Origin of the sequence: Candidatus Poriferisodalis sp., assembly GCF_965204195.1 — a bacterium.
Lineage (GTDB): Bacteria > Actinomycetota > Acidimicrobiia > Acidimicrobiales > Poriferisodalaceae > Poriferisodalis.
Window position 1 is genome coordinate 1850318 of sequence record NZ_OZ241975.1, and the last position, 22023, is coordinate 1872340.

Consider the following 22023-nt stretch of genomic DNA (forward strand, 5'->3'; position numbering starts at 1 on the left):
TGCGGCCTGCGATGCCCCACGTGCCCCCTGCCGACGGCGGCGCCGGAACCGGATCGATTCGGAACTTCTCGATCATCGCCCATATCGACCACGGGAAGTCCACGCTGTCGGACCGGATCCTGGAGTTGACCGGTGCTGTGGAGGAGCGCTCGATGCGCGCCCAGTACCTCGATTCGATGGAGCTCGAGCGCGAGCGCGGCATCACCATCAAGGCCCAGAACGTCCGCGTGAGCTGGCGGGGCCACACCTTGCATCTCATCGATACGCCCGGGCATGTCGACTTCGGCTACGAGGTCAGTCGGTCGCTCGCGGCATGCGAAGGCGTAGTGCTGCTCGTCGATGCAGCGCAGGGCATCGAGGCGCAGACGCTGGCCAACTGCTACCTGGCCCTCGAGTCGGATCTCACCATCGTCCCGGTGCTCAACAAGATCGACCTCCCCGCGGCTGAGCCGGATCTGTACGCATCGGAGATAGAGCGTGTGCTGGGCATCGACTCGAGCGAGGTGCTGGCCATCTCGGCCAAGACCGGTGAGGGCGTAGAAGCGCTGCTCGATGCGATCATCGAGCGGATCCCCCCGCCGGGCGGCGATCCGCAGGCCCCGCTCCAAGCGCTGATCTTCGATTCCCACTTCGACCAGTACCGCGGCGTCGTCTCCTCGGTGCGAGTCATGAACGGCCGGCTGTGCGCCGGCGACCGGCTGCGCTTCATGCACGCCGGCGGCCTGCACCTGTCCGAGGAGGTGGGCCTTCGCCTGCCCGCGGTGACACCGACCGACGCGCTGGGCCCCGGCGAGGTGGGGTACCTCATCGCAGGCATCAAGGACGTGGCAGAGGCTCGCTCCGGCGAGACGGTGACCTCGGCGGCAGCGCCGGCGGAAGCACCGCTGGACGGCTACGACGACCCGAAGCCGATGGTCTTCTGCGGCCTGTACCCCGTCGACGGCGATGAATACCCCGACCTGCGTGACGCGCTGGCGAAGCTGAGGCTCAACGACGCATCGGTGACGTTCGAACCGGAGACCTCCGGTGCGCTGGGGTTCGGCTTCCGCTGCGGCTTCCTCGGCCTGCTGCACATGGAGATTGTCCGTGAGCGCCTCGAGCGCGAGTTCGGGCTCTCGCTGATCGCGACCGCGCCCTCGGTGGCCTACCGGGTGCGTACCGACGACGACCAGGAACTCGAGGTCGACAACCCGTCTGACCTGCCGCCGGCCGGCCAGATCGCCGAGATCTCAGAGCCGATGCTCACGGTGTCGGTGCTGACGCCGAGCACCTACACAGGAGCTGTCATGGACTTGTGCCAGTCGCGCCGGGGCTCGATGACCTCCATGGACTACCTGTCGCCCGAACGCGTGGAGCTGCGCTACGAGCTGCCGCTGGCCGAGGTGGTGACCGATTTCTTCGACCAGCTCAAGAGCCGTACCCAGGGTTACGCCAGCCTCGACTACGACCACGCGGGCTACCGCGCCGAGCGCCTGGTGCGGGTGGACATCTTGCTCAATAGCGAACCGGTGGATGCGTTCTCGGCTATCTGCCACCGTGACGGCGCCTATCCATACGGCAAGGCCATCACGGCGAAGCTGGCCGAGCTCATCCCGCGCCAGCTCTTCGACGTGCCGATCCAAGCCGCCATCGGCGGGCGGATCATCGCCCGTGAGACGGTCAAGGCCAAGCGGAAGGACGTGCTGTCGAAGTGCTACGGCGGCGACATCACCCGCAAGCGCAAGCTGCTGGAGCGCCAGAAAGAGGGGAAGAAGCGGATGAAGGCGATCGGGCGTGTCGAGGTGCCCAACGAGGCCTTCGTTTCCGCTCTGCGCCTCGACCAGTAGTCGCGCCCGCCCGAAGCTGGCCTGAAGGGGGTCGGTAGCATCGGGTTATTGCGGGTACGGCCTGCGGAGGAGTGATGGACGAGCGCAGAGCCACGGTGCTGCAGGCGGTAGTCGAGAACTTCATCGAGAGCGCGCAGCCGGTCGGATCGGCAGCGGTGCTCGAGATGACCCGCCTCGATGTGTCGCCGGCAACCGTTCGCAATGATCTCGCAGCGCTTGAGGCCGGCGGCTACTTGATGCAGCCCCACACCAGCGCCGGTCGGGTGCCGACCGAGGCGGGCTACCGGTACTTCGTGGACGGCCTCGGACCGGGCTCTTTGGACAACACGGAAGTCCGGCAGGTGCGATCGTTCTTCGCGCATGCCCAGGGGCAGATCGAGGAGCTGCTCGCCGACACCAGCCGGCTGCTGTCGGACCTGACCGAGTATGCGGCGATGGTGGTCGCCCCCCGGCACGATCGAGACAGCATCCGGTCGGCCCAGCTGGTGGACCTCGGCGGCGGCCGGCTGCTCGTGGTGCTGGTGATGTCGTCGGGCGTCGTGGAGCGCACTTACGTCGACGTGTACAACAACCGGGAACTGGCCGACGCGGCACAAGGGCCCGCAGCCGGGGCCGCCTCAGCGATCCTGGCCGAAGCGCTCGTGGGGCGCACCCGATCGCAGCCGCCGACCGTCCCCGAGACCGGCGATGCGGCAACCGATGCGCTGGTGGCCGCGGCGCTGGCTGCGCTGGCCGACGACCAATCGCACCCCGGCGAGCTCTACGTGGGCGGCACAGCCAGGATCACCGAGCAGTTCGAGGCCGTGTCTTCGCTTCGTTCGGTTCTGTCGGTGCTGGAGGAGCAGCTGATGGTGGTGACGCTGCTGCGCAGCCTCGTCGACCGCGGCCTCAGCGTGGCCATCGGTTCCGAGACGGGAATGAAGCCGCTGGCCGACTGCTCGGTGGTGGTCGCGCCCTACGAAGTCGACGGCCGCACGGTCGGCAGCGTGGGACTGCTGGGCCCGACCCGGATGGACTATTCGAAGGCGCTGGCGGCGGTGCACACGGTGAGCCGGCGGCTGTCGGCCTCGCTCGGCGACGGTGACGTCGCGCATACCCTCGGCGACGGCGACGTCGCGCAGGCACCCGTGGGCATCTCGCCATCGGTCCCGCAATAGACCTGCCACAGATGCCTGCCGACTACTACGAGCTGCTCGAGGTGAGCCGCGATGTCAGCGAGGGCGACCTCAAGCGCGCCTACCGGCAAAAGGCTCGGGAGCACCACCCCGATGCGAACCCGGGCGACGGCGAGGCCGAGGCCCGCTTCAAGGAGATCAGCGAGGCGTATGCCGTGCTCTCCGACCCTGAGGCGCGGGCCCGCTACGACCGCTTCGGGCATGAGGGCTTGCGCGGTGGGATGGGCGGCCCGGCATTCGACTTCGATCTCAGTGACATCTTCGAGTCGTTCTTCGGGGGGAACCCCTTCGGCGGCGGTCGATCCCGCCGAGCGTCGGGCCCGCCGCGCGGCGACGATCACGAGACGGTGGTCGATCTCGATTTTGCCGAGGCCGTCTTCGGCGTCGACCGGCCGATCGACGTGCGGACGCTGGTGTCGTGTGACGACTGCGGCGGTTCGGGTGCCGCGGAGGGCACGTCGCCGACGGTGTGCAGCGTCTGCGGGGGCGCGGGGCAGGTTCGCCAGGTGCGCCAGAGCCTGCTGGGCCAGATGGTCACCACTGCGCCGTGCGGCCAGTGCCGCGGGACCGGCATGGAGATTATTGACCCGTGCAGATCCTGCCGGGGAGAAGGCCGCCGGGCCGAGCATGTCTCGCTCGTCGTGCGGGTGCCGCCCGGCGTCGACTCCGGTGCCACGCTTCGCCTGAGCGGCCGAGGATCGGTGGGACCCCGCGGCGGGCCCGCAGGCGATCTGTACGTGCACCTGCGCGTCGCCGAATCGGATGTATTCGTACGGCAGGGCGAGAGCCTCGTGGCCGAGCTGCCGGTGACGATGCTGCAAGCTGCCCTCGGAGCGACAGTGACGTTCGAGACGCTGGATGGGCCGCGGGAACTGGCGGTGAAAGCCGGCACCCAGCCCAACGACACCATCCGTTTGGGCGGGCTGGGCGTGCCGCGCGCCAACGGGCGCGGGCGCGGTGACCTGCATGTTGTGGTCCGTGTGGATATCCCGAAGAAGCTCTCCAAGTCCGAGGCGGCCAAGCTGAGAGACGTCGCCAGTGAACGTGGCGAACAGGTGGACGGGATCGTTGTTGATCGGCCCGCGCCGGCCGAGTCGCACGATCGTGAACATGCACGTGGCGAGGCTCGCGCTGAGCGATCCAAGGCTCGGGGCGGCACTGAAGCCCGGCAACGGCGCATGCGTCGCAGCAAGGGCTGAGATGCTCGCCGACAGTGCTTCTCTCAACGCACTGGTGGGGGAGCGGCTGCGGGCGGTGCGCAAACGGCGGCGCATGACGCTGGCGCAGGTCGAGGAGGCCTCCGGCGGCGAATTTCGAACGTCGGTGCTGGGGGCCTATGAGCGTGGCGAGCGCGGGTTGGCCGCGCATCGGCTGCTGCGCTTGGCGGAGCTCTACCGCGTGTCGCCCGCCGAGCTGCTGCCTGACGGCGATCAGAACGGCGACCGGGACCATGTGGTATCGCAGCGCTACCCGCCCGATTCGGTGTTGTGACTGGCTGTGATTGACAACGGCAGCGCCTCGCCCGCATTCGGCGTCTATTGCCATATCCCGTTCTGCACGCACCGCTGCGATTACTGCGCGTTTGCCACCTGGACCGATCGCAGTCACCTCATCGGCGATTACATGGCGAGCTGCCGCCGGCAGGCCCAGGAGCTGGCGGCCGGCATGCCGCCGGTGACTTCAGTGTTCTTTGGCGGCGGCACGCCGAACTTGGTGCAGCCTTCGTTGCTCGGTGATGTGCTGGCGGAGCTGCCCCTGGCACAGGGCGCTGAGATCACAGTGGAGTGCAACCCGGACCTGGTCACGCCCGAACAGATGCAGGCATACCGGGCCTTCGGCGTGAACCGCATCAGCCTCGGCGTGCAGTCTGCAGTTCCCCATGTGCTTGACGCTCTGGGTCGTCGCCATGACCCGCCGATGGTGGCTGCGGGGGTAGACGCAGTCCGCGAGGCCGGCATCGGACAGCTCAACCTGGACCTGATCTACGGCTCGCTGGCCGAATCGCTGCCCGACTGGAAGCGCACGCTGGTCCAGGCGATCGATCTCGAGCCTGACCACCTGAGCGTGTACGGCCTGACGCCAGAACCTGGAACGCCGCTCGGCGATGACCCGGCACGACATCCAGACGAAGACGAGATGGCCGACAAGTACCTGCTCGCCGACGAGCTGCTCGCCCGGGCGGGCTACGAGATCTACGAGATCTCCAACTGGGCTCGGCCAGGCGCGCAATGCCGGCACAACCTGCTGTATTGGCGGCAGGGCTCCTACGCGGGTATCGGCTGTGCTGCGCACAGCCATCGCGACGGCCTCCGCTTCTGGAGCGTCCGCACGCCCGAGCGGTTCATTGCGGCGATCTCGGCCGGCACCTCCCCCATGGCAGGCAGCGAGGAGCTGGGACCCGACGAGCGCCGCGTCGAGGCTTTGCAGCTTGCGCTGCGCACGTCGGCCGGTGTTCCTGCCGACGCAGTGCCTGGCGACGTGGAGCACTTGCTGGAACCTGCCGCCGGGGGCCGGCTCAAGCTGACCGCGCGAGGGCGTCTGCTCGCCAATGAGGTAGCCGTGCGGCTCGGCCTTCCCTCCGAGATACAGCGCGGATAGGTGAACCCTCTCGTTGTCGCACCTGTCGCTTCCCGCTCCTGTTCGCTGTCGCTCACGGGCCGCTCGGGCCACGGCTTCGCCTCTCAGCAGTAGCGGGCCCTGCCTGAGCGTGGCACCGCTGCCGTTATGGCGCATGGCGGGCCAGCGGATGCGTGCGTGCGCTCAACCGGACAATCGAACGTGCCCGATCGCCTCTGCGGCGACGGGCCGGCTGGCTTGCCCACTGACGTTCCCGATCAAGCCGATGACCCGCCGCGCCGAGCCCTTCACCGACACCCGGACGGCCGCCGGGCCCGCAGCGCTGATTGCCACCGATATGGATCCGGGCTCGAACACCGCCGACAACCGCTCCTGCGCCGTCCGCTGGCTCCACGGCTCCAGCCGCCCGAGCCGGGAGGGCGAGAGCCGGTAGGACCCGTGATGCCGAAGCGAGGATTCGTCGAGGGCAAGCGAGACGAGGTCGTTCGCGAGCGACGACGCTGCTGCCTGTGCCTCGCGCTGGGCCAGAAAGGCAGCCGTGCTGTCGACGGCGACGCTCGCCAGCAGCGCCACGATCAGCACGCCGGCAGGCACCAGCAGCAGCGCCGAGCCCCGTTCACTGCGCACAGGGTGCCTGCCCGCGGAGACCGTGCCGGAAGGGATCGACGATCTCGCTGGCACGAGCGCTGACCGTCACGGGCGACCATCGGCCGCCGAGCAGCGCCAGGCTGGGGACCTCCCGCGTGCCCTCGAACGTCACCCGCTCGCAGCGGCGCAGCCGAGCGGTGCCGACCGGCTGGATCGATGCCTCGCCGCTCAACCGGTAGCCCGACATCGCCCGCATGCCGGCGGCAACAGCCGCGTCGGTGGTATCGCCGGAGCGGGGACCACGATGCTCGACGAACGTCCGCGCCGCCTCCCGGGCGCCGGCGACTGCAGCGATCTTGGCGTCCAGCACTGCGGCTGCCTGGGCGAACACCAGCGTTCCCCCGATGAACACGAGCACGATGAAGGGCAGCACTTCGGCGCCGACGACGCCGGAATCGTCATGCCCGGCGCGTTTCGTGGCGAGGTGCCTCATGGCGAACCGGCGAAGCGAGCGAGCTCTCGCCGCACCTCGAACCGTCGTTCGATACTTCGCAGGCCGATCAGCGCAGATGCATCGATGAGCACCGTTGGCGGCTTCGCTGTCAACTCCAGCGCGACGGTCTCGCCGGTGGTGCTCCAGCGGAGTTTCTCGACGTCCACTGCGGGACCGATGCTCGAGCGCAGCCATCGTTCAGCGTCGGCGATTGCCGCCGGGCTGCCGCCACCGAACGCCGCGCGGCGCGTTGCGTCGTGGCCGACCGCCGTGAGCACCGAGGTGCTGTAGAAGTACACGGCAGCCTGCACGGCCAGCGTGAGAAAAGTCAGGTACGCCAAGACCGACCATGGCAAGGCAACCAGGCCGGCGCCGCGGTCATCGCGACGCGAGCCCGCGTGCAGACGGGTCACTTGCCGATCTTCGCGATCTCAGAATTGGTCGTTTCTTCGGCGTTCTCCCAGAGCGTCTTGAAACCGACCCACATGAGGGCGCCGAGCGAGGCGATGATCAACACAGCGATTGCCGCCGATATCACCCCCTCGCCTCGCTCGTTGTGTCCCGCTCTCTTCCGGACGGTTCCCACAGCGGCGAGCGCGGCGGCACATGTCGTGCAGAGCGCGGCCGCTATCGGAGCGGTGTACATGAGGCTGTCGTACATGGGGTTGTCCTTTCATTGCCGGCTCACAGCGCCGCGTACCCGTTGAGGGCGTCGCTGAACGGGATTGCAAGCAGGACGCACCCGGGCACCAGCGCTGCGACGGTGACGGGAATCCAGACCTGCTCGCTTCGACGCTCGATGTGGGCGATGAGGCGCCGGTGCGCCTCCATGCGCGCTGAACGGGCCTCGTCAGATACCAGCGCGGCGACGTCAGTCGTGTCTTCGTGCAGCGTGAGCACGCCAACGAATCTGCGGATCTCTGCCGATCCGGCATCGTCGGCCCACTCGGCCAATGCCACCTCAACGGCGGTGCCACCGGCGACGCGGGAGCCGACCTGTTCCAATCCCTCGGCGCAGATTCCCTCGCCGCGTCGCGCCGCGCTATCGAGTGCGTTCGTCAGCGACATGCCGCTCGCGAGCAGCATGCCGATCTGCTCGGCGATGATCGGCAGCTCTTCGGTGATCTGCGCTCGCCGCGACGCAATGGATCTTCCGAGGAAATGCTCGGAGGCACCGTAGACAGCTGCGGCGACCCCGAGCGCCCCGGCCAGCGCGAGCAGCGGCCTGACGCCGATGGCACCGAATGCCGCGCCCGATGCGGCGAGTCCGGCGAGAGCGCCGCGCAGTTGCCGCGCCCGGAACTTGAACGGGGACCGGGAGATGCCAGCTGAGCGCAGCCGCGCAGCAAGCTCGGCGTCGGCATTTGCCAGCAAGGCGATGCGCCGGGCGAGCGAGGCTGCAGAGATCACTGCACGAACACTCGCTTCCGCGCGGGGATCGCCATGATCCGGCTGGCCCACAGCCAGCATCCGGCGACCACGAGCACACTGAACGCCACGAGCAGCTGGCCGTCACCCGACTCGTAGGCCTGCCGCCCGCGCCCGATGCTCAGGCCGATCGCGGCCATGAAAGCGGGCACCGACGCGACGAAGCTGCGCGCGAACCGGGCGCCGGCCTGCTTGGCCCGGGCGTCGGAGCGAGCGGCAGCCTCGGCTTGGGCTGCCTCGGCCAGCGCACGCAAGCGGGCATCGATCCGCACCCCGCCGATCTGGTGTGCTGCAAGCAGCGTCTCGCAGACGGCGTCGGCGGTCGGGTCGGCGAGCGATGTCTTGAGGACGCGCAGCGAAGCTTCAAAATCGGTGCTCAACGACCACGTGCGCGCCGCTTCGGAGAACGCTGGCCGCATCCCGGCGGGAGCGTCGCTTCCGGCGGCAAACAGTGCTGCAGGGATCGACTGACCCCGGTGAGTCACCAGCACCCGGATCTCCGCGAGCAGACTCGGCCACGCCTGCCAGCAGTCCGCCGCGCGGCGCCGGCGCCGGTTGGCCATCGCGCATGGCGGAGTCGCCGCACCGAACACGGCGACGAGGGTGGGCGCGACGACACCGCCGAAGAGCGTCCATGCGCCCATCCACCCCACGGCTGCCGCGGCAGTGCCAGCCAGTGCGCAACGGAGCAAGGACACCGGCGCTCGGGGAGCCGCCGTTGCCGCCCGGCGTACCGGTGCGCGCAACCATCGGGCCCCGATAGCTGCGTCGCTGCCCGGGGTCGAAAGCAGCCACACGCCCGCCATGCCGGCGGCGATGAACGCGAGTCCGGTCACGTCGGGGATCCCGACTGGTCATCGGACCGGTGCTCGCGTGTCGCTGGGCCCGCGGCTTCACCGCTCAGTCCAGTCGGGCTAGACGACGGCATCTCCATTGCGGCAGAGGTGAGTCGTGACCTCAACCGCCGGGATACGTATGGAGTTCTCGCTGGCGGCTGGCCGTGGCGCTCTGGCGCATACAGCGATGTCGTCTCGAACGAAACGGTGCCGTCGTGGCCGGGCTCTTCTACCGCCACCACCTCGGTGACCCCCACGCCGGCCGGGCCGCGTTGCAGATGCACCACGATGTCAACCGATTCAGCCACCAGCTGGGTGATTGCCGCGAGGGGCATCTCGCGTACATCAGGAGCGAGCTGGCACATCAGCCGCAGCCGCACGAGCGCTTGACGTGCGGATCCCGCGTGAATGGTCGCATAACCGGTAACGCCGCTGGAGAGCGTCAGCAGCAAGGGAACCGCCTCGCGGTCTCGCACCTCGCCCACAATGGCCACATCTGGCGCCATCCTCAGGAAGCCGGTCACCAGGCGCCTCAGGTCGACAGGAGCTCGCTCGGCCCGGCCCGGCCGGGTCTGCATTCCAGCCACATTGGGCAGCTCGATGTCGAGCTCGAACACCTCTTCGGCAGTCACCACCCGCAGGCGCGGGTCGAGTTCGGCCGCACAGCATCCCAGCAGCGTCGTCTTGCCGCTGCCGGGTGCGCCTGCGAACAGGATCGACAGCCGGGCACGCACAGCGCTGCGCAGGAAATCTGCGATCTCACTGGTCAGCGTTCCGATGGCCGCCAAGTCGCCCAGACTCGAGAATGCGATCCCGGTGAACTTGCGGATGTTGAAGATGAGGTGACCGCCGCGGCCGATGTCGGGATGGACGATGTGCAGGCGGGCGCCATTGTCGAGCTGCGCGTCCTGAAGTCCCTCGCTGGGATCCAGCTTGCGGTGGGATGCCGTCGCGTCGTCGATGATTCTCGTCAGCGTGCGCCGGACGTGCTCGTCATCGTGGAACGACTCGTCGTGCTGACCGCTCGGACCGTGGTGGCGCTTGACGAAGATCTCATGCGGTGCATTGACCATGATCTCCCAGACATCGGCATCGGCCAGCGGCGCTTCAAGCGGTCCGTAACCGAGCAGGTCGCGTACGACCCGGTCGGCAAGGGCATCGGCGTCGTCGATCACATGGCTGCGAACGCCGCTCTTGAAGCCGAGATTCCAGCGACGGATCTCTTCGTGGGCGAGCCCGGTGACTGCCCGATCCGCGCCTGGCGCACGCGGGTCCAGGCCGCTGTGACGGGCGCGCTCCGACACCGACCGCTCGATCTCGGCGAGGGTTGCCGGATCGATCATGGCGCCACCTGCGGTGAAGCCCCCCAAGGCCGGATCAGTGTGATTGCACCGGCATCGGCGGCTGCGGCAACCGAGACGGCGGCGGCGCGGTCGTGCACCTGCAGGGTGATGGTGACTGTGCCCGACGGCTGCGCTGTGCCGGCGAGGTCGTCGACGTCGAGCACGAGGGCGTCGGCTACCACCAGACCTGGCGTGTCCAGACCGGCGCGATCGCCGAGGTTGCGATCAGTGACGACGACGTCGACTCGTTCGCCGGCCGCGATCAGCCCGTTGAGTGCCCCAGGACGATCGAGCTCGACAGCAACGGCATAACCCGCGTCTCTGCCCGTGGTTGATCGGCGAGAGCCGATGTCGCCCCGGGTCAGCAATTCCCCGGCGTGAATGGCTTCGAGCACCACACTGCCCACCACGTCATTGCCATCGCCCTCGCCGAACACGGTCGCTTCGATCTCGGCCGGCAAGCGGATGGAAACCCAGGCGACATCTGCCGGCTCGATCACCCTGCCCGGAGCGAGTCGCGTGCGTGCGACCACGTAGCTGGTCTCGGGCGCGGCCGCTGACTGCTCGAACGCCCACCACAGGCCGAGCGCTGCAGCGCCGCACAAGATCCCGCCCGCGATGACGCGCGGGCGCAGCGATGATCGGGCACCACCGCTCGGGCGGTTAGCTGCAGGTGCAGGCGGCAGAGTCCGATGATCGGTTGGCGACAGCGGATCTGCGGGCACGCCGAAGACTTAAGCATGTCCGCGTCAGCTAACAAAATAATTATTGAAAACCTACTAAATAGTCTCAAAAAACTGAATGGATATGTCGGTATAGTGCGCAATATCAATGAACGTTGTCGAAATGCACGTTGGCTGTCGATGCGCGCACTAGCGTTATCAGTCAGGGAGCGACCGTGCCCCCTCAGCGCCAACAGCTGACCGACTGCGAGGTGCGAGATGGCAGATGAGCCGCCCGAATCAGGCGACAACGGTGCAGGAGACGAAGAACCGCCCCAGGTTCCGTACGACGAGATCATCTGGCTGTCCACGCTGAAGGCCGCAGATCGCATGGGCATCACCACCCGCACGCTGTACCGATTCATCGACCGAGGCGACCTGCCGGCGTACCGGTTCGGACGTGTCATCCGGCTGCGGCTGAGCGATGTGGACACGTTCATCGAGCAAAGCAGGGTCGAGCCGGGCAGCCTCGAGCATCTCTATCCCGAAGCACGCCCGGCCGATCTCGACGAAGACGACGAAGACGACGAGTAGGTCGACGGCGTTTGAACAGCGAGGAGACGCCGCCCGCTGACGCCGGCGCGCCAGGGGGCGTGTGGAGCACGGTCAGCCCGCGCTTCGGCGCGTCGCCAGATTGGCGCGCTGCCGCGAATCGGAGGCACTGGCCCGGGGGCCTCGCCCTGCTGTTCGTTATTGGCCTCGGCGGCTCGCTCGCGTTGCTCGCGGTGTCGCTGCTCGCGGCCAGAACCGGCTATGTGAACACCCTCGAAACCGAGCTGCTCGAACGGCCCCTCGTCGAGCAACTCCTGCTTGTCACACTGATCGCGCCCGTGATCGAGGAGTTCGTGTTCCGGCTCCCGCTGGCCGCCCGCCTGCGCCTGGGCGCGCTCGCGGCCGCCGGGGCATTCGGGTTGCTGAACTTTGCAGGCGGCGACGGTCCGGTCATCGTCGTCGCGGCCGTCTTCGGCCTCATGGTGCTGTTGTCGGGTGCCCTGTGGATCCAATCGCTCATCGCGGGAGTGGCGCGGCCCGATGCCGGGGGCGAGTCCGGGCCAGCGCCTCCGACCTGGCGTGACAGCGTTGCTCGCTGGTGGGAGGCTCACCCGCGCTGGCCGGTGTATTGCTCGATGGCCGCCTTCGGCGTCGTGCACCTCTCCAACTACGACGTGAGCTGGACCGTCGCCACGGTTGTCGTGGCACCGCTGGTGGTGGGCCCGCAGATCTGGCTGGGCCTCATGTTCACCATTGCACGGGTGCGGTACGGCTGGTGGGCGGGCTTGGTACTGCACGCGTTCCACAACTTCGCGGTCTGGAGCGTGACCAGCGCCGTCGGCCAATAAATCCCCAGGCTCGTTTGGCGGCTCATCGGTACCCTTGCAGCCCGATTGGGACTCCGGCATCAGTGAGCTTGCAGATCTTCGACACGATGACACGGCGCAAGACCGCCTTCGTCCCGCGCACGCCGGGCGAGATCTCGATGTATGTCTGCGGACCGACGGTCTATGACGTGCCGCACCTCGGCCACGGCCGCACAGCGCTGACCTACGACGTCATCCGGCGCTACCTGGAGTGGTCTGGATATGAGGTGACGATGGCATCGAATGTCACCGACATCGACGACAAGATCGTGGAGCGCGCGCTGCGCGAGCAGCGCTCCGAGGCCGATGTCGCTGCTGAATTCACCGCCGCTTACGACGAGCAGATGGATCGGCTCGGTGTGCTGCCGCCCCACACGCAGCCCCATGCCACGCACTTCATCTCGCAGATGATCGACGTGATCGCTGAGCTGCTCTCGCTCGGTGCCGCGTACGACGTGCCGGGCAAGGGCGTGTACTTCGCTGTCGACGCTGCCCCCGGATACGGCGAGTTGGCAGGCCGGACCCTGGAACAGCTCAAAGCGGATGCTGGAGCGCGCATCGACGTCGACCCCGACAAGCGTTCACCGCTGGACTTCGCGCTCTGGAAGGCTGCGCAGCCGGGGGAGCCGCGCTGGGAGACGCCGTGGGGGGAAGGCAGACCGGGCTGGCACACCGAGTGCGTGGCGATGTCGCTCAGCGCCCTCGGACCCGGCTTCGACATCCACGGTGGGGGAGACGACCTGGTCTTTCCTCATCACCAGAACGAGTGCGCCCAGGTCACCGCCATGGGCGAACCGTTTGCCCGCTACTGGGTGCACAGCGCCATGGTGAACGTCGGCAGCCAGAAGATGGCCAAGTCGCTGGGCAACTACACCCAGCTCGCCGATGCGATCGACGCTGCTGGTGCCCGCGCCGTGCGCTTGCTGGTGCTGCAGACCCACTACCGGCGGACGATGGAGATGGGTTCCGGCTCGCTTGAAGCCGCCCGCAGTGCTGTCGGCCGGCTCGATGCCTTCGCTCGCCGGGCCGCCGCCGCAGGCACGTCGGCCGGCATCGACGCCGCAATGCGGCGGCCTGGCATCGAAGGCGGCTCGGTTCCCGACGTGGATGTCGAAGCCGTGGCGGCCTTCGCGGCGGCCATGGATGACGACTTCTCCACGCCCACAGCGCTCGACGTGATCTTCCGGCTCGTGCGCCGCGCGAACGCCTCACTTGACGGAGCCGCACCTGCTGAGGCTTCCCGATCGGCTCGCACGGCGCTGCACTTGCTCAGCGTCCTGGGGCTCACCTGCGGTGATGACGGAAGCGAAGACCGCCTCGACAGCGGGCTCTCCGACGCCGAGGTGGACGCATTGCTGGCACAGCGGGCCGCGGCGCGATCAGCTCGCGACTTCGACACCGCCGACCGCATTCGGGACGATCTGGCGGCCGCAGGCATCGTCGTCTCCGACGGACCCGCGGGTGCCACCTGGCACCGCGCCTGACTAGTCGGCTGCGGTTCGCCTCAGCCAGTCGTCGATAAGCCAGCCGGCGATCGACATCCCGCCGCGCGGGCACGGGGGCAGGCTGTCGGCGGTGTACCAACCGGCTTCGACGATCTCTTCGGGGTCGATCTCGATTTCGCCGGCTTGCCATTCGCAGGTAAAGCCGCACATCAGCGAATGCGGGAACGGCCACGGTTGGCTTCCGAAATAGCGGACGTCGCCAACCGTGATCTGGACTTCCTCGTAGACCTCCCGGGCTACGGCGTCCTCGAGGCTCTCACCGGGTTCGACAAAGCCAGCGAGCGCGCTGTAGAAGCGGCCGGGGAACTGCCGGCCCCATGCGAGCAGCACCTCGGGACCGCGTTCGACGAGAACGATCATGGCAGGGCTGAGCCTCGGAAAAGCCATGTGCCCGCAGTTGCTGCAGACTCTTGCGCGATCGGATGCGTTGGTGGTCGTGGGGCTTCCACAGCGCCCGCAATAGCGGTGGGTTCGTTCGAACTCCACGATCTGTGCGGCGCGGCCGGCGATCTGCCAGTGCTCGTCGGGAATGCGGCCATAGAGCTTGCGCAGCGGCACGGGCTCCAGATCGCCCTCGTCCAGCGGCGGTTCGTCGGCGGGATCCATGTCGACAGCCCAGACGCCGAGGCCATCGAGCACGCCGAGGAATGAGGCCGGGGGCGAGTCGTCGCCAACGGGTGCCGTGGGGCTTGCGCACAGGCCGCTGCCTGGCTCGGTGAAGACCGTGCCTGAGCGGACGGGGATCCATACGCGTGACGTGTCGTCGAGGTCGTCCGGCGGCTGGGTCAGAACCGTGAACACCAGCCGCTCCTACAGCCGCCGGATGACCGTCACGACTTTGCCGTAGATGGTGACTTCGTCGGCCGGGCGGATGATCGGACGATGATCTTGATTTGCTGGCTCGAGGACGACGTTGTCGCCTTCGCGCCGGTAGCGCTTGACGGTGCCTTCTCCGCCATCGATGCCGGCGACGACGATGTCGCCAGCCTCGGCTTCGGGCTGGTGGCGCGCCACCACATAGTCGCGATCCCAGATGCCGACATCGATCATCGAGTCGCCCCGCACTCGCAGCATGAAGAGTTCACCGCTGCCGGTGAAGTCGGCTGGCAGCGGCAGCAGCTCTTCGACGTTTTGCTGAGCGAGCACGTCGGTGCCAGCCGCGACCTCTCCGATGAGCGCCACGTGACGGGCCGGCCGCCGCTCGCCCTTCACCCCTGTCTGCCAGTCGCAGTTGATGATGAGCGCTCTGGGCCGCGACGGGTCGCGCCGGATCCATCCATCGGCCTCGAGCGTTCGCAGGTGGCGGTGCACAGTCGCAGGCGAGTTGAGATTGACCTCATCGCCGATCTCGCGCACGGATGGGGGATAGCCGCGCTCGCGCTGCATCACGTCGATGAACTCGAGCATGGCGCGCTGACGCTCATTGAGATGTGCGACCCGCTGACCTGCGGCGCTGGTTGTTGGCATAGTGAACCTTTCAGGTCGGCCCCGGCGTGCCCGGCATCTGTTGCCCGGCGTGCCCCGGCGATCCCATTGATGGGAAGGAACTCTCGTTCCGGCTAGTACACTAACAACAAATGTTCCAAACAGCGCGCATTTGTTCGAAGCGTCAGTTCCTAGAGCGTGCCCAGCGCACAAAGAGCACGTCGTCGTGGGCGATCACCTGCCCCAGCGCGAATGAGCGCGGTGCCGGCGCCGGCGAACCGCCGATAGGTGCGGAGGCGATACGTGGAGCGTCGGTACCTACGGCCAGCGGCGCGTGTGTCAAGTTCACCTCGTCTACGAGGTCGGCGGCCAGCAGGCTGGCGTTGAGCGCCGGCCCTCCCTCGCAGAGCACGACGCGTGCTCCGAGCGAACCCAGGTGCCTCAAGAACGCAAGCAGATCCACCGACTCGGTGCCGGTGCGCACGAGTTCCGCGCGACCTGCCAACCGTTCTGCAGCGTCGCTGTTCGCGTCGACGGTGGTCACCACCAGCGGCAACGGTGCTGTAGGCGGGCCTGGCGGCTGGCTGAACAGCGGCAAGTCTGGGTCGACGCTGAGCGAACCGCTGACCACGGCAATGCGGGCTCCAGATCGCCGCGCCGGGCGGTACCGCTCGGCGTTTGCCGTGCGCGCACCCACAAGGACCGTGTCGGCCTGCGCGCGCAGCGCCCCGAACATCGCCTTGTCGGGCTCGCTCGAGAGTCCCCCCGACAGGCCGTCGATCGCCGCGGCGCCGTCGATGCTCGCGACCATGTTGAGCATCACCCAGGGACGGTCGGCGTGCGGTGCGCGTTGGGGGCCGGCGGCGTGCAGAGCATCGACGGGCTCGGGCGGCAGCGGGTACAGCCGGTGCACGCGGCGAGTCTGCCACCCGTTGCCCTCGGCGGGCGCTGTTGTGGGAAGTTATCCACAGCAGTCGGCAGTTATGCACAGGAAAGTCCCCATGAAGGGCTGTGCGTTGCCCACTTCCGATCCACAAGTGAGCAGTCGTAGCGTGCGCCTGTCGCTCGCGACCGCAGGGCTCGGTAGGCGCGTCCCAGCGGGTCGACTTCGGTTTGCGACACTGGTGCAGGAGGTCAGCGGTACGTGGCGATGACCGAAGAGCAGCGGGTGCGAGGCGACGGCCCCGGGCGCCGGCCTGCTGGCGCGCCGCTGCGCCTGCGCCGGCATTTCACCGCTGACGGCACCCATCCCTATGACACCGTGCGGTGGGAGCGCTTCGATGCGTCCATCACGAACGCGGTCGACGGGTCAGTTGCGTTCTCGCAACCCGATGTCGAATTCCCCGCCGACTGGAGCCCCACAGCGGTCAACATCGTTGCCCAGAAGTACTTCCGGGGCACACTCGGCACGCCGGAGCGGGAGCAGTCGCTGCGCCAGGTGGTCGACCGCGTTGCCGGCACCATCACCCGGTGGGCGGCCAGCGACGGCTATTTCGCATCGCCTGACGAGGAAGCGACATTCGAGGCAGAACTGGCGTGGCTGCTGGTTCACCAGCGGGTGGCCTTCAACAGCCCGGTCTGGTTCAACATCGGCGTGAAGGGCGTGCCCCAGCAGGCGTCGGCCTGCTTCATCCTTGCCGTCGACGACGAGATGGAATCGATCCTGGACTGGTACGTCACCGAGGGCCGGATCTTCAAGGGCGGCTCGGGCGCCGGAGTGAACCTGTCGGCGCTGCGGGCATCGTGCGAGCTGCTGTCGGGCGGCGGCACGGCCAGCGGCCCGGTCAGCTTCATGCGCGGAGCCGACGCGTCGGCGGGCACGATCCGCAGCGGCGGCAAGACCCGGCGCGCCGCCAAGATGGTGCTGCTCGACGCCGATCACCCCGATGTCGAGGCCTTCGTGTGGTGCAAGGCACGCGAGGAGCGCAAGGCACGCGCCCTGGCCACCGCCGGGTTCGACATGGATGTCGACGGCGCCGACTCATTCTCGGTGCAGTATCAGAATGCGAACAACTCGGTGAGGCTGCCCGACGAGTTCATGGAGGCGGTCGCTGCCGACGGCACTTGGGAGTTGCGGGCCCGCACGACCGGCGAGGTCACCGCTGTCATGCGTGCGCGCGACCTGCTCGGCCAGATTGCCCAAGCCGCCTGGGAATGCGCCGACCCTGGCGTGCAGTTCTCCACCACGATCAACGGCTGGCACACGGCGCCCGCCCACGGCCCGATCAGCGCCAGCAACCCATGCAGCGAGTACGTCCACCTCGACAACTCGGCCTGCAACCTGGCGAGCGTCAACCTGCTGCCATTCTTCGGGGACCACGCCGCCGGCAGCGAGTTCGACATCGAGGGCTTCCGTCAGGCGGTGCGCATCACATTCATCGCCCAGGACGTGCTGGTAAGCCACGCCGACTACCCGACGGAACTGATCGGCGAGACCTCCCGGAGCTTCCGCCAGCTCGGGCTGGGCTTCACGAATCTCGGGGCGCTGCTGATGGCAGCGGGCGTTCCCTACGACTCTCAGCAGGCCAGGGCGCTCGCGGCATCGCTCACGGCGCTCATGTGCGGGGAGGCGTACGCCACGTCGGCCGACCTGGCTGAGCGGCTGGGAGCCTTCGACGGCTTCGACGCCAACGCGGAGGCGATGTGCGGCGTGCTGGGCCGCCACCGCGACTCGCTGGACGGCATCGAGCCGTGTGCCGACCCGGCGGACGCCGGCACAGGCATGGCATCGCTCACGGAGGAGCTGCGTGCCGCGGCGCGCGCTCGCTGGCGCCATGCCACCTCGGGCTGCGAGTCTCATGGCGTTCGCAACTCTCAGGCCACGGTGATCGCTCCCACCGGGACGATCTCGTTCATGATGGACTGCGACACCACCGGGATCGAGCCCGATCTGGGCTTAGTGAAGCACAAGAAGCTGGTGGGCGGCGGCGATCTGCGCATCGTGAACTCGACGGTGCCCGTCGCGCTCAACCGGCTCGGCTACTCGCTCTCGGAGATCGCCGACATCGAGGCGCACATCCTCGCTACGGGCCACATCGCCGGCGCGCCGCACTTGGCCAGCGCTCACCGGGCGGTGTTCGCCTGCTCGATCGGCGCCGATGCCATCTCGCCGCAGGGCCACGTTGCGATGATGGCTGCCTGCCAGCCGTTCGTCTCGGGTGCGATCTCCAAGACCGTCAACCTGCCCGAATCGGCATCCGTCGGCGACATCGAGGACCTGATCGTCGAGTCGTGGCGGCTCGGGCTCAAGGCGGTGGCGATCTATCGCGACAACTGCAAGGTGAGCCAGCCCCTGTCGGTCGGCCCGGCCACCTCGTCGGCTGGTGCACCGGCCACTGCCGTGTCGGCCGAGGGGGCTGCTGCATCCGCTGCCGCCGCGCTGGGGGGAGCCGTGGTGCCGCCGCGCAACCGGCTGCCGCGCAGCCGCCAGTCGCGCACGTTCTCCTTCCGGGTCACCGACTGCCACGGCTTCATGACCGTCGGCGAGTACGACGACGGCCGGCCCGGCGAGATCTTCCTCACGGTGGCGAAGCAGGGGTCCACGCTGGCCGGGATCATGGATGCATTCGCCATCTCGGTCAGCCACGGCTTGCAGTACGGGGTGCCGCTGCGTTCCTACGTGGAGGCCTTCACCAATATGCGGTTCGAGCCTGCGGGGCTCACCGACGACCCTGAGCTGCGGATCGCCACGAGCATCGTCGACTACATCTTCCGCCGCCTGGCGCTCGAGTACCTGTCGTTCGACGAGCGCACCGACTTGGGCGTGCTCAGCGTCGACGAGCGCACCGATCCGCCGCTGCCTGGGCTCGAGAGCGCAACGGTCGAGAGCGCGATCGGTGTCGAACCGGCGCCCGACCCGCCGTCGCACCGCACTGAGGCCCGCTGGTATGCCGATGCACCGCTGTGCATGACCTGCGGCGACCGGATGGTGCGCGCCGGCTCGTGCTTTGCCTGCCGCTCCTGTGGCGCGACCAGCGGCTGCGGCTGAGAGGCTGAGCCGCGAGGCCGTCAGGCGCCTCGCTCGATCGGGCAGCACCCCGGAGCGCAGCTGTCCGGGTGTGGCCCGAGATGTCCGACCGCGGGCCGGTCGGCGCGCAGGCCTGCCGTCTCCTCCACGAGATCCGCCAGTGCCTCCACGAACAGCTGATGCGTACCGACCGACCGGGCTCGCACCATGGTGATGCCGGCGCGAGCGGCCGTGGCGCGTGCTGTGGTGTCGAGATCGACGAGCACTTCCATGTGGTCGGAGACGAAACCGAGCGGCACGACGAGGGCGGTACGGCAGCCTGCCGAACCGAGCTGGGCGAGACGGTCGCTGACGTCGGGTTCCAGCCACGGGACGTGCGGCGGGCCGCTGCGCGACTGGTACACCACCTCGATGTCACCGGTCAGGCCCGCCATGCCGGCGACTGTCTCGGCGGCATCGCGGAGCTGCGCCTCGTAGTTGCACGATGCAGCCATCCGGCTCGGAATGCTGTGCGCGGTGAACAGGGTGTGCACATCGCTGCGCAGGCGAGCGCCGTCGAGTGCCTCACGGATGCGTTCGGCCATGGCGCCTGCGAATCCGGGGTGATTGCCATAGACGCGCACCCGCGACAGGCGTGGTGCTCCGGGCAGCTCGTCGGCAGCTCGTGCAAGGTCTTCGTGGTACTGGCGGCAGCCCGAATACGAGCTGAATGCGGAGGTCACGATCACCGCCGCGTGGCGGCGGCCTTCGCCGGCCATCTGGCCGACGGTGTCACGCAGGTACGGGTGCCAGTTGCGATTGCCCCAATAGCACGCCAATGGCCTGCTGCGGCGAGCCAGCTCGCCCGACAGAGCCGCCAGCAACGCGCGGTTCTGCTCGTTGATCGGGCTCACGCCGCCATGACGCAGATACTGCTGGGAGACCTGAGCGAGTCGCTCGGCGGGCACGTCGCGTCCCCGGGTGACGTTCTGCAGGAACGGCATCACGTCGTCAGGACCCTCAGGCCCCCCGAACGACAGCAGCAGCACGGAATCGACCGACGAGGACCCGATGGCGGCTTCCGCCGGCGCTGCCCGGAACGACTGCACGGTGACCGGCCTGCGCTGCCCGAGCCCAGCGGCGTCACTGGCGCCGACCGTGGCGAGGGGAACAATGCGGGCGCGACCGGAAGCGACCAGCAACGGCACCGATGTGAGCGCAACGATCATCGCCGCCACGATGGTCACGCGGTAGCCGGCGCCGTCGATCAGCAAGCCGGCCAGCGGTGGCCCGGCGAGCCCGCCGATGCCTGCAGCGGTGTACAGCGCGCCCAAAACGCCGCCGAGGCCGGCGAGCCCGAAGAGCTCTGCCGCAACCGCTGGCGACAGTGCGATGAACCCGCCGTAGCTGCAGCCCATCACCAGCGCGTAGATCACGAGCACCGTGTAGTTGTCGCCGGCAAAGAGCCAGATCAGGTAGCTCAGCCCCATGATCGTGAAGGCGAGCTGGTACAGCCGCATGAGCGGCAGCACAGTCCCGAGTGCTCCCAGCACCAACCGTCCGAGCAGTGATGCGAGGCCGATGATGCTGATCAGCCACTGACCGCCCGGCTTGCCGAGGTCGTCGAGGTAGTCCTTGATGTAGATGATCGGCACGAACAGGCTGGCACTCAGGAGCATCATCGAGAAATAGAGCAGCGTGTAGCGCCGGTTGTGCATGAGCCTGAGCAGCGACGGCATCTCGCTCGGGGGCGCCACATGAGGCGGCCGCCGGGCGGCGATCGCTGCCAGCATGAGCAATCCCGTCGATGCGACAGCCAGCACTTGGTAGGTGTCCCGCCAGCCGTAGACGTCGATGAGCCGTTCGGCCCCCCAGGCGCCGGCGAACTGACCCAGTCCGATTCCGGCCACGGCGACACCCAGCGCCGCTGTGCGGTGACGCTCGAACCAGCCGCCGACCACCGAGACCATCGGGACGTACGCGCACGCCACGCTGATCCCCACGCCCAGCACGTAGGAGGTCATCGCCACCCACAGGCTCTGGGCCAGGCTGGTCGCCCAGAGACCGGCTCCGAGGGCGACGGCACCGGCGAAGAGCACACGTCTGGGTCCGTAGCGATCGCCGAGGCGACCGGTGAACACACCGAGCACGAAATAGAGGAACGTCGGGATCGCGAAGAGCAGCGAGGCCAGGCCGGTGCCGATGCCGAACTCGTCGCGGATGGAGTCGAGGACGACTCCGAAGCTGTAGGCCACACCGAAGACTGCGAAGGTGGCGAGCGAGGCCGACAGCGCGACCGCCCATCCCGCAGCCGAGTCCAGCTGGAGGCTCCGGGCGGTGACGCCCTCGTCGGCGGTTGTGCTCAAGGTCGTACGCCCGGTGCTGTGCAGTCAGCGCCGCCGCTGTCGACTCACCAGCGGCGCGAACGGGCACACTACTGCCGTACCGTTGCACCGGCAGGAGCCGATTCAGATTCGGAGGGGACCAGCGAGATGACCGCCCAGACCCTCAGCCACGGCGCCAGCAGCAGTCCAGTCGCCAGCGGTTCTGCCGCGGGCAGTCCCGATGTCATCGAGCGTCCCGACACCCGCACGACCGAGGGCGATCACGACCGCTTCTCTCACTACGTGAACAAGACGGCGCTGACCCGCTCGGCCGTCAGCGGCGAAGCGGTCGTGGCGCTGTGCGGCAAGAAGTGGGTGCCGACGCGAGACGGCGAGCGCTACCCGGTGTGCCCCGCCTGCAAGGAGATCTACGCCGGCCTGCGTTCGTGACGCAAGAAATTGGACAATGGCAGATCG

22 protein-coding genes are annotated in these 22023 nt (G+C 68.2%); 10 read left to right on the forward strand and 12 right to left on the reverse strand.

Going from position 1 to position 22023, the window contains the following annotated elements; translation table 11 throughout:
- Positions 1 to 11: 11 nt before the first annotated feature.
- The 5 genes from lepA (at position 12) to hemW (ending at position 5599) form a co-directional block, all read left to right on the forward strand.
- Entirely contained in the window at positions 12 to 1826 is a 1815-nt protein-coding gene (gene lepA, locus ACOGI8_RS08180; protein ID WP_419853313.1) for a translation elongation factor 4, read from the forward strand.
- Between the two features lie 74 nt (positions 1827 to 1900).
- Entirely contained in the window at positions 1901 to 2983 is a 1083-nt protein-coding gene (gene hrcA / locus ACOGI8_RS08185; protein ID WP_419853314.1) for a heat-inducible transcriptional repressor HrcA, read from the forward strand.
- Positions 2984 to 2994: 11 nt separating this feature from the next.
- Positions 2995 to 4200 carry a molecular chaperone DnaJ gene (gene dnaJ, locus ACOGI8_RS08190; protein WP_419853315.1) on the forward strand — a complete coding sequence of 402 codons (1206 nt, stop codon included), beginning with the start codon at positions 2995 to 2997 and terminating at the stop codon, positions 4198 to 4200.
- Between the two features lies 1 nt (position 4201).
- A complete protein-coding gene (locus tag ACOGI8_RS08195) occupies positions 4202 to 4492 on the forward strand; it encodes a helix-turn-helix domain-containing protein (RefSeq protein WP_419853316.1) in 291 nt (96 codons plus the stop codon).
- Positions 4493 to 4498: 6 nt separating this feature from the next.
- Positions 4499 to 5599: a radical SAM family heme chaperone HemW gene (hemW, locus tag ACOGI8_RS08200; protein ID WP_419853317.1), complete on the forward strand. Its 1101-nt coding sequence runs from the start codon at positions 4499 to 4501 to the stop codon at positions 5597 to 5599.
- A gap of 162 nt (positions 5600 to 5761) precedes the next feature.
- Here hemW and ACOGI8_RS08205 read toward each other — a convergent pair whose 3' ends face one another.
- Genes ACOGI8_RS08205 through ACOGI8_RS08240 form a run of 8 tightly spaced genes read right to left on the reverse strand, consistent with a single transcriptional unit; the run spans position 5762 to position 10991 of the window.
- Positions 5762 to 6160 carry a hypothetical protein gene (locus ACOGI8_RS08205; protein WP_419853318.1) on the reverse strand — a complete coding sequence of 133 codons (399 nt, stop codon included), beginning with the start codon at positions 6158 to 6160 and terminating at the stop codon, positions 5762 to 5764.
- 34 nt (positions 6161 to 6194) lie between these two features.
- Positions 6195 to 6659: a hypothetical protein gene (locus ACOGI8_RS08210; protein WP_419853319.1), complete on the reverse strand. Its 465-nt coding sequence runs from the start codon at positions 6657 to 6659 to the stop codon at positions 6195 to 6197.
- Positions 6656 to 7072: a hypothetical protein gene (locus ACOGI8_RS08215; protein ID WP_419853320.1), complete on the reverse strand. Its 417-nt coding sequence runs from the start codon at positions 7070 to 7072 to the stop codon at positions 6656 to 6658. The genes ACOGI8_RS08210 and ACOGI8_RS08215 overlap by 4 nt, the downstream gene beginning before the upstream one ends.
- Complete coding sequence (locus ACOGI8_RS08220; protein ID WP_419853321.1) at positions 7069 to 7320, reverse strand: hypothetical protein; 252 nt, start codon at positions 7318 to 7320, stop codon at positions 7069 to 7071. The genes ACOGI8_RS08215 and ACOGI8_RS08220 overlap by 4 nt, the downstream gene beginning before the upstream one ends.
- Positions 7321 to 7343: 23 nt before the next feature.
- A complete protein-coding gene (locus ACOGI8_RS08225) occupies positions 7344 to 8069 on the reverse strand; it encodes a type II secretion system F family protein (RefSeq protein ID WP_419853322.1) in 726 nt (241 codons plus the stop codon).
- The gene (locus ACOGI8_RS08230) at positions 8066 to 8923 is read right to left on the reverse strand and encodes a type II secretion system F family protein (protein WP_419853323.1); all 858 of its coding nucleotides are present in this window, start codon (positions 8921 to 8923) and stop codon (positions 8066 to 8068) included. The genes ACOGI8_RS08225 and ACOGI8_RS08230 overlap by 4 nt, the downstream gene beginning before the upstream one ends.
- Positions 8920 to 10266 (reverse strand): CpaF family protein, encoded by a 1347-nt coding sequence (locus tag ACOGI8_RS08235; protein ID WP_419853324.1) that lies wholly within the window; start codon positions 10264 to 10266, stop codon positions 8920 to 8922. Before ACOGI8_RS08235 ends, ACOGI8_RS08230 begins: the two co-directional genes overlap by 4 nt.
- Entirely contained in the window at positions 10263 to 10991 is a 729-nt protein-coding gene (locus ACOGI8_RS08240) for an RcpC/CpaB family pilus assembly protein (RefSeq protein WP_419853325.1), read from the reverse strand. The genes ACOGI8_RS08235 and ACOGI8_RS08240 overlap by 4 nt, the downstream gene beginning before the upstream one ends.
- A 216-nt stretch (positions 10992 to 11207) precedes the next feature.
- Here ACOGI8_RS08240 and ACOGI8_RS08245 point away from each other — a divergent pair, with 216 nt between their 5' ends.
- The 3 genes from ACOGI8_RS08245 (at position 11208) to cysS (ending at position 13830) form a co-directional block, all read left to right on the forward strand.
- On the forward strand, positions 11208 to 11522 hold the full coding sequence (locus ACOGI8_RS08245; RefSeq protein ID WP_419853326.1) for a helix-turn-helix domain-containing protein: 315 nt from the start codon (positions 11208 to 11210) through the stop codon (positions 11520 to 11522).
- A gap of 11 nt (positions 11523 to 11533) precedes the next feature.
- Positions 11534 to 12328, forward strand: coding sequence for a hypothetical protein (locus tag ACOGI8_RS08250; protein WP_419853327.1), 795 nt, complete (start codon positions 11534 to 11536; stop codon positions 12326 to 12328).
- Positions 12329 to 12390: 62 nt separating this feature from the next.
- Entirely contained in the window at positions 12391 to 13830 is a 1440-nt protein-coding gene (gene cysS, locus ACOGI8_RS08255) for a cysteine--tRNA ligase (RefSeq protein WP_419853328.1), read from the forward strand.
- On the opposite strand, the gene nudC is transcribed toward cysS, so the two are convergent.
- The 3 genes from nudC to ACOGI8_RS08270 form a co-directional block, all read right to left on the reverse strand.
- On the reverse strand, positions 13831 to 14652 hold the full coding sequence (nudC, locus tag ACOGI8_RS08260) for an NAD(+) diphosphatase (RefSeq protein WP_419853329.1): 822 nt from the start codon (positions 14650 to 14652) through the stop codon (positions 13831 to 13833).
- 9 nt (positions 14653 to 14661) lie between these two features.
- Entirely contained in the window at positions 14662 to 15318 is a 657-nt protein-coding gene (gene lexA / locus ACOGI8_RS08265; RefSeq protein ID WP_419853330.1) for a transcriptional repressor LexA, read from the reverse strand.
- A gap of 142 nt (positions 15319 to 15460) precedes the next feature.
- A complete protein-coding gene (locus tag ACOGI8_RS08270; RefSeq protein ID WP_419853331.1) occupies positions 15461 to 16189 on the reverse strand; it encodes a dihydrofolate reductase family protein in 729 nt (242 codons plus the stop codon).
- A gap of 237 nt (positions 16190 to 16426) precedes the next feature.
- Here ACOGI8_RS08270 and ACOGI8_RS08275 point away from each other — a divergent pair, with 237 nt between their 5' ends.
- Positions 16427 to 19264, forward strand: a complete 2838-nt coding sequence (locus ACOGI8_RS08275; protein WP_419856384.1) for a vitamin B12-dependent ribonucleotide reductase — start codon at positions 16427 to 16429, stop codon at positions 19262 to 19264.
- A 20-nt stretch (positions 19265 to 19284) separates the two neighbouring features.
- Here ACOGI8_RS08275 and hemH read toward each other — a convergent pair whose 3' ends face one another.
- Positions 19285 to 21588 (reverse strand): ferrochelatase, encoded by a 2304-nt coding sequence (gene hemH, locus ACOGI8_RS08280; RefSeq protein WP_419853332.1) that lies wholly within the window; start codon positions 21586 to 21588, stop codon positions 19285 to 19287.
- Between the two features lie 126 nt (positions 21589 to 21714).
- On the opposite strand from hemH, the gene ACOGI8_RS08285 reads away from it, so the two are divergent.
- Positions 21715 to 21996, forward strand: a complete 282-nt coding sequence (locus ACOGI8_RS08285) for a DUF3039 domain-containing protein (RefSeq protein WP_419853333.1) — start codon at positions 21715 to 21717, stop codon at positions 21994 to 21996.
- Positions 21997 to 22023: the final 27 nt, after the last annotated feature.

Bases quoted from the DNA above. Each gene is read 5' to 3' on its own strand.
- lexA (WP_419853330.1), bottom strand. From the start codon at position 15,318: ATGCCAACAACCAGCGCCGCAGGTCAGCGGGTCGCACATCTCAATGAG.
- ACOGI8_RS08245 (WP_419853326.1), top strand. From the start codon at position 11,208: ATGGCAGATGAGCCGCCCGAATCAGGCGACAACGGTGCAGGAGACGAA.
- lepA (WP_419853313.1), top strand. From the start codon at position 12: ATGCCCCACGTGCCCCCTGCCGACGGCGGCGCCGGAACCGGATCGATT.
- dnaJ (WP_419853315.1), top strand. From the start codon at position 2,995: ATGCCTGCCGACTACTACGAGCTGCTCGAGGTGAGCCGCGATGTCAGC.
- hrcA (WP_419853314.1), top strand. From the start codon at position 1,901: ATGGACGAGCGCAGAGCCACGGTGCTGCAGGCGGTAGTCGAGAACTTC.
- ACOGI8_RS08285 (WP_419853333.1), top strand. From the start codon at position 21,715: ATGACCGCCCAGACCCTCAGCCACGGCGCCAGCAGCAGTCCAGTCGCC.
- ACOGI8_RS08275 (WP_419856384.1), top strand. From the start codon at position 16,427: ATGACCGAAGAGCAGCGGGTGCGAGGCGACGGCCCCGGGCGCCGGCCT.
- ACOGI8_RS08220 (WP_419853321.1), bottom strand. From the start codon at position 7,320: ATGTACGACAGCCTCATGTACACCGCTCCGATAGCGGCCGCGCTCTGC.
- ACOGI8_RS08195 (WP_419853316.1), top strand. From the start codon at position 4,202: ATGCTCGCCGACAGTGCTTCTCTCAACGCACTGGTGGGGGAGCGGCTG.
- ACOGI8_RS08210 (WP_419853319.1), bottom strand. From the start codon at position 6,659: ATGAGGCACCTCGCCACGAAACGCGCCGGGCATGACGATTCCGGCGTC.
- ACOGI8_RS08235 (WP_419853324.1), bottom strand. From the start codon at position 10,266: ATGATCGATCCGGCAACCCTCGCCGAGATCGAGCGGTCGGTGTCGGAG.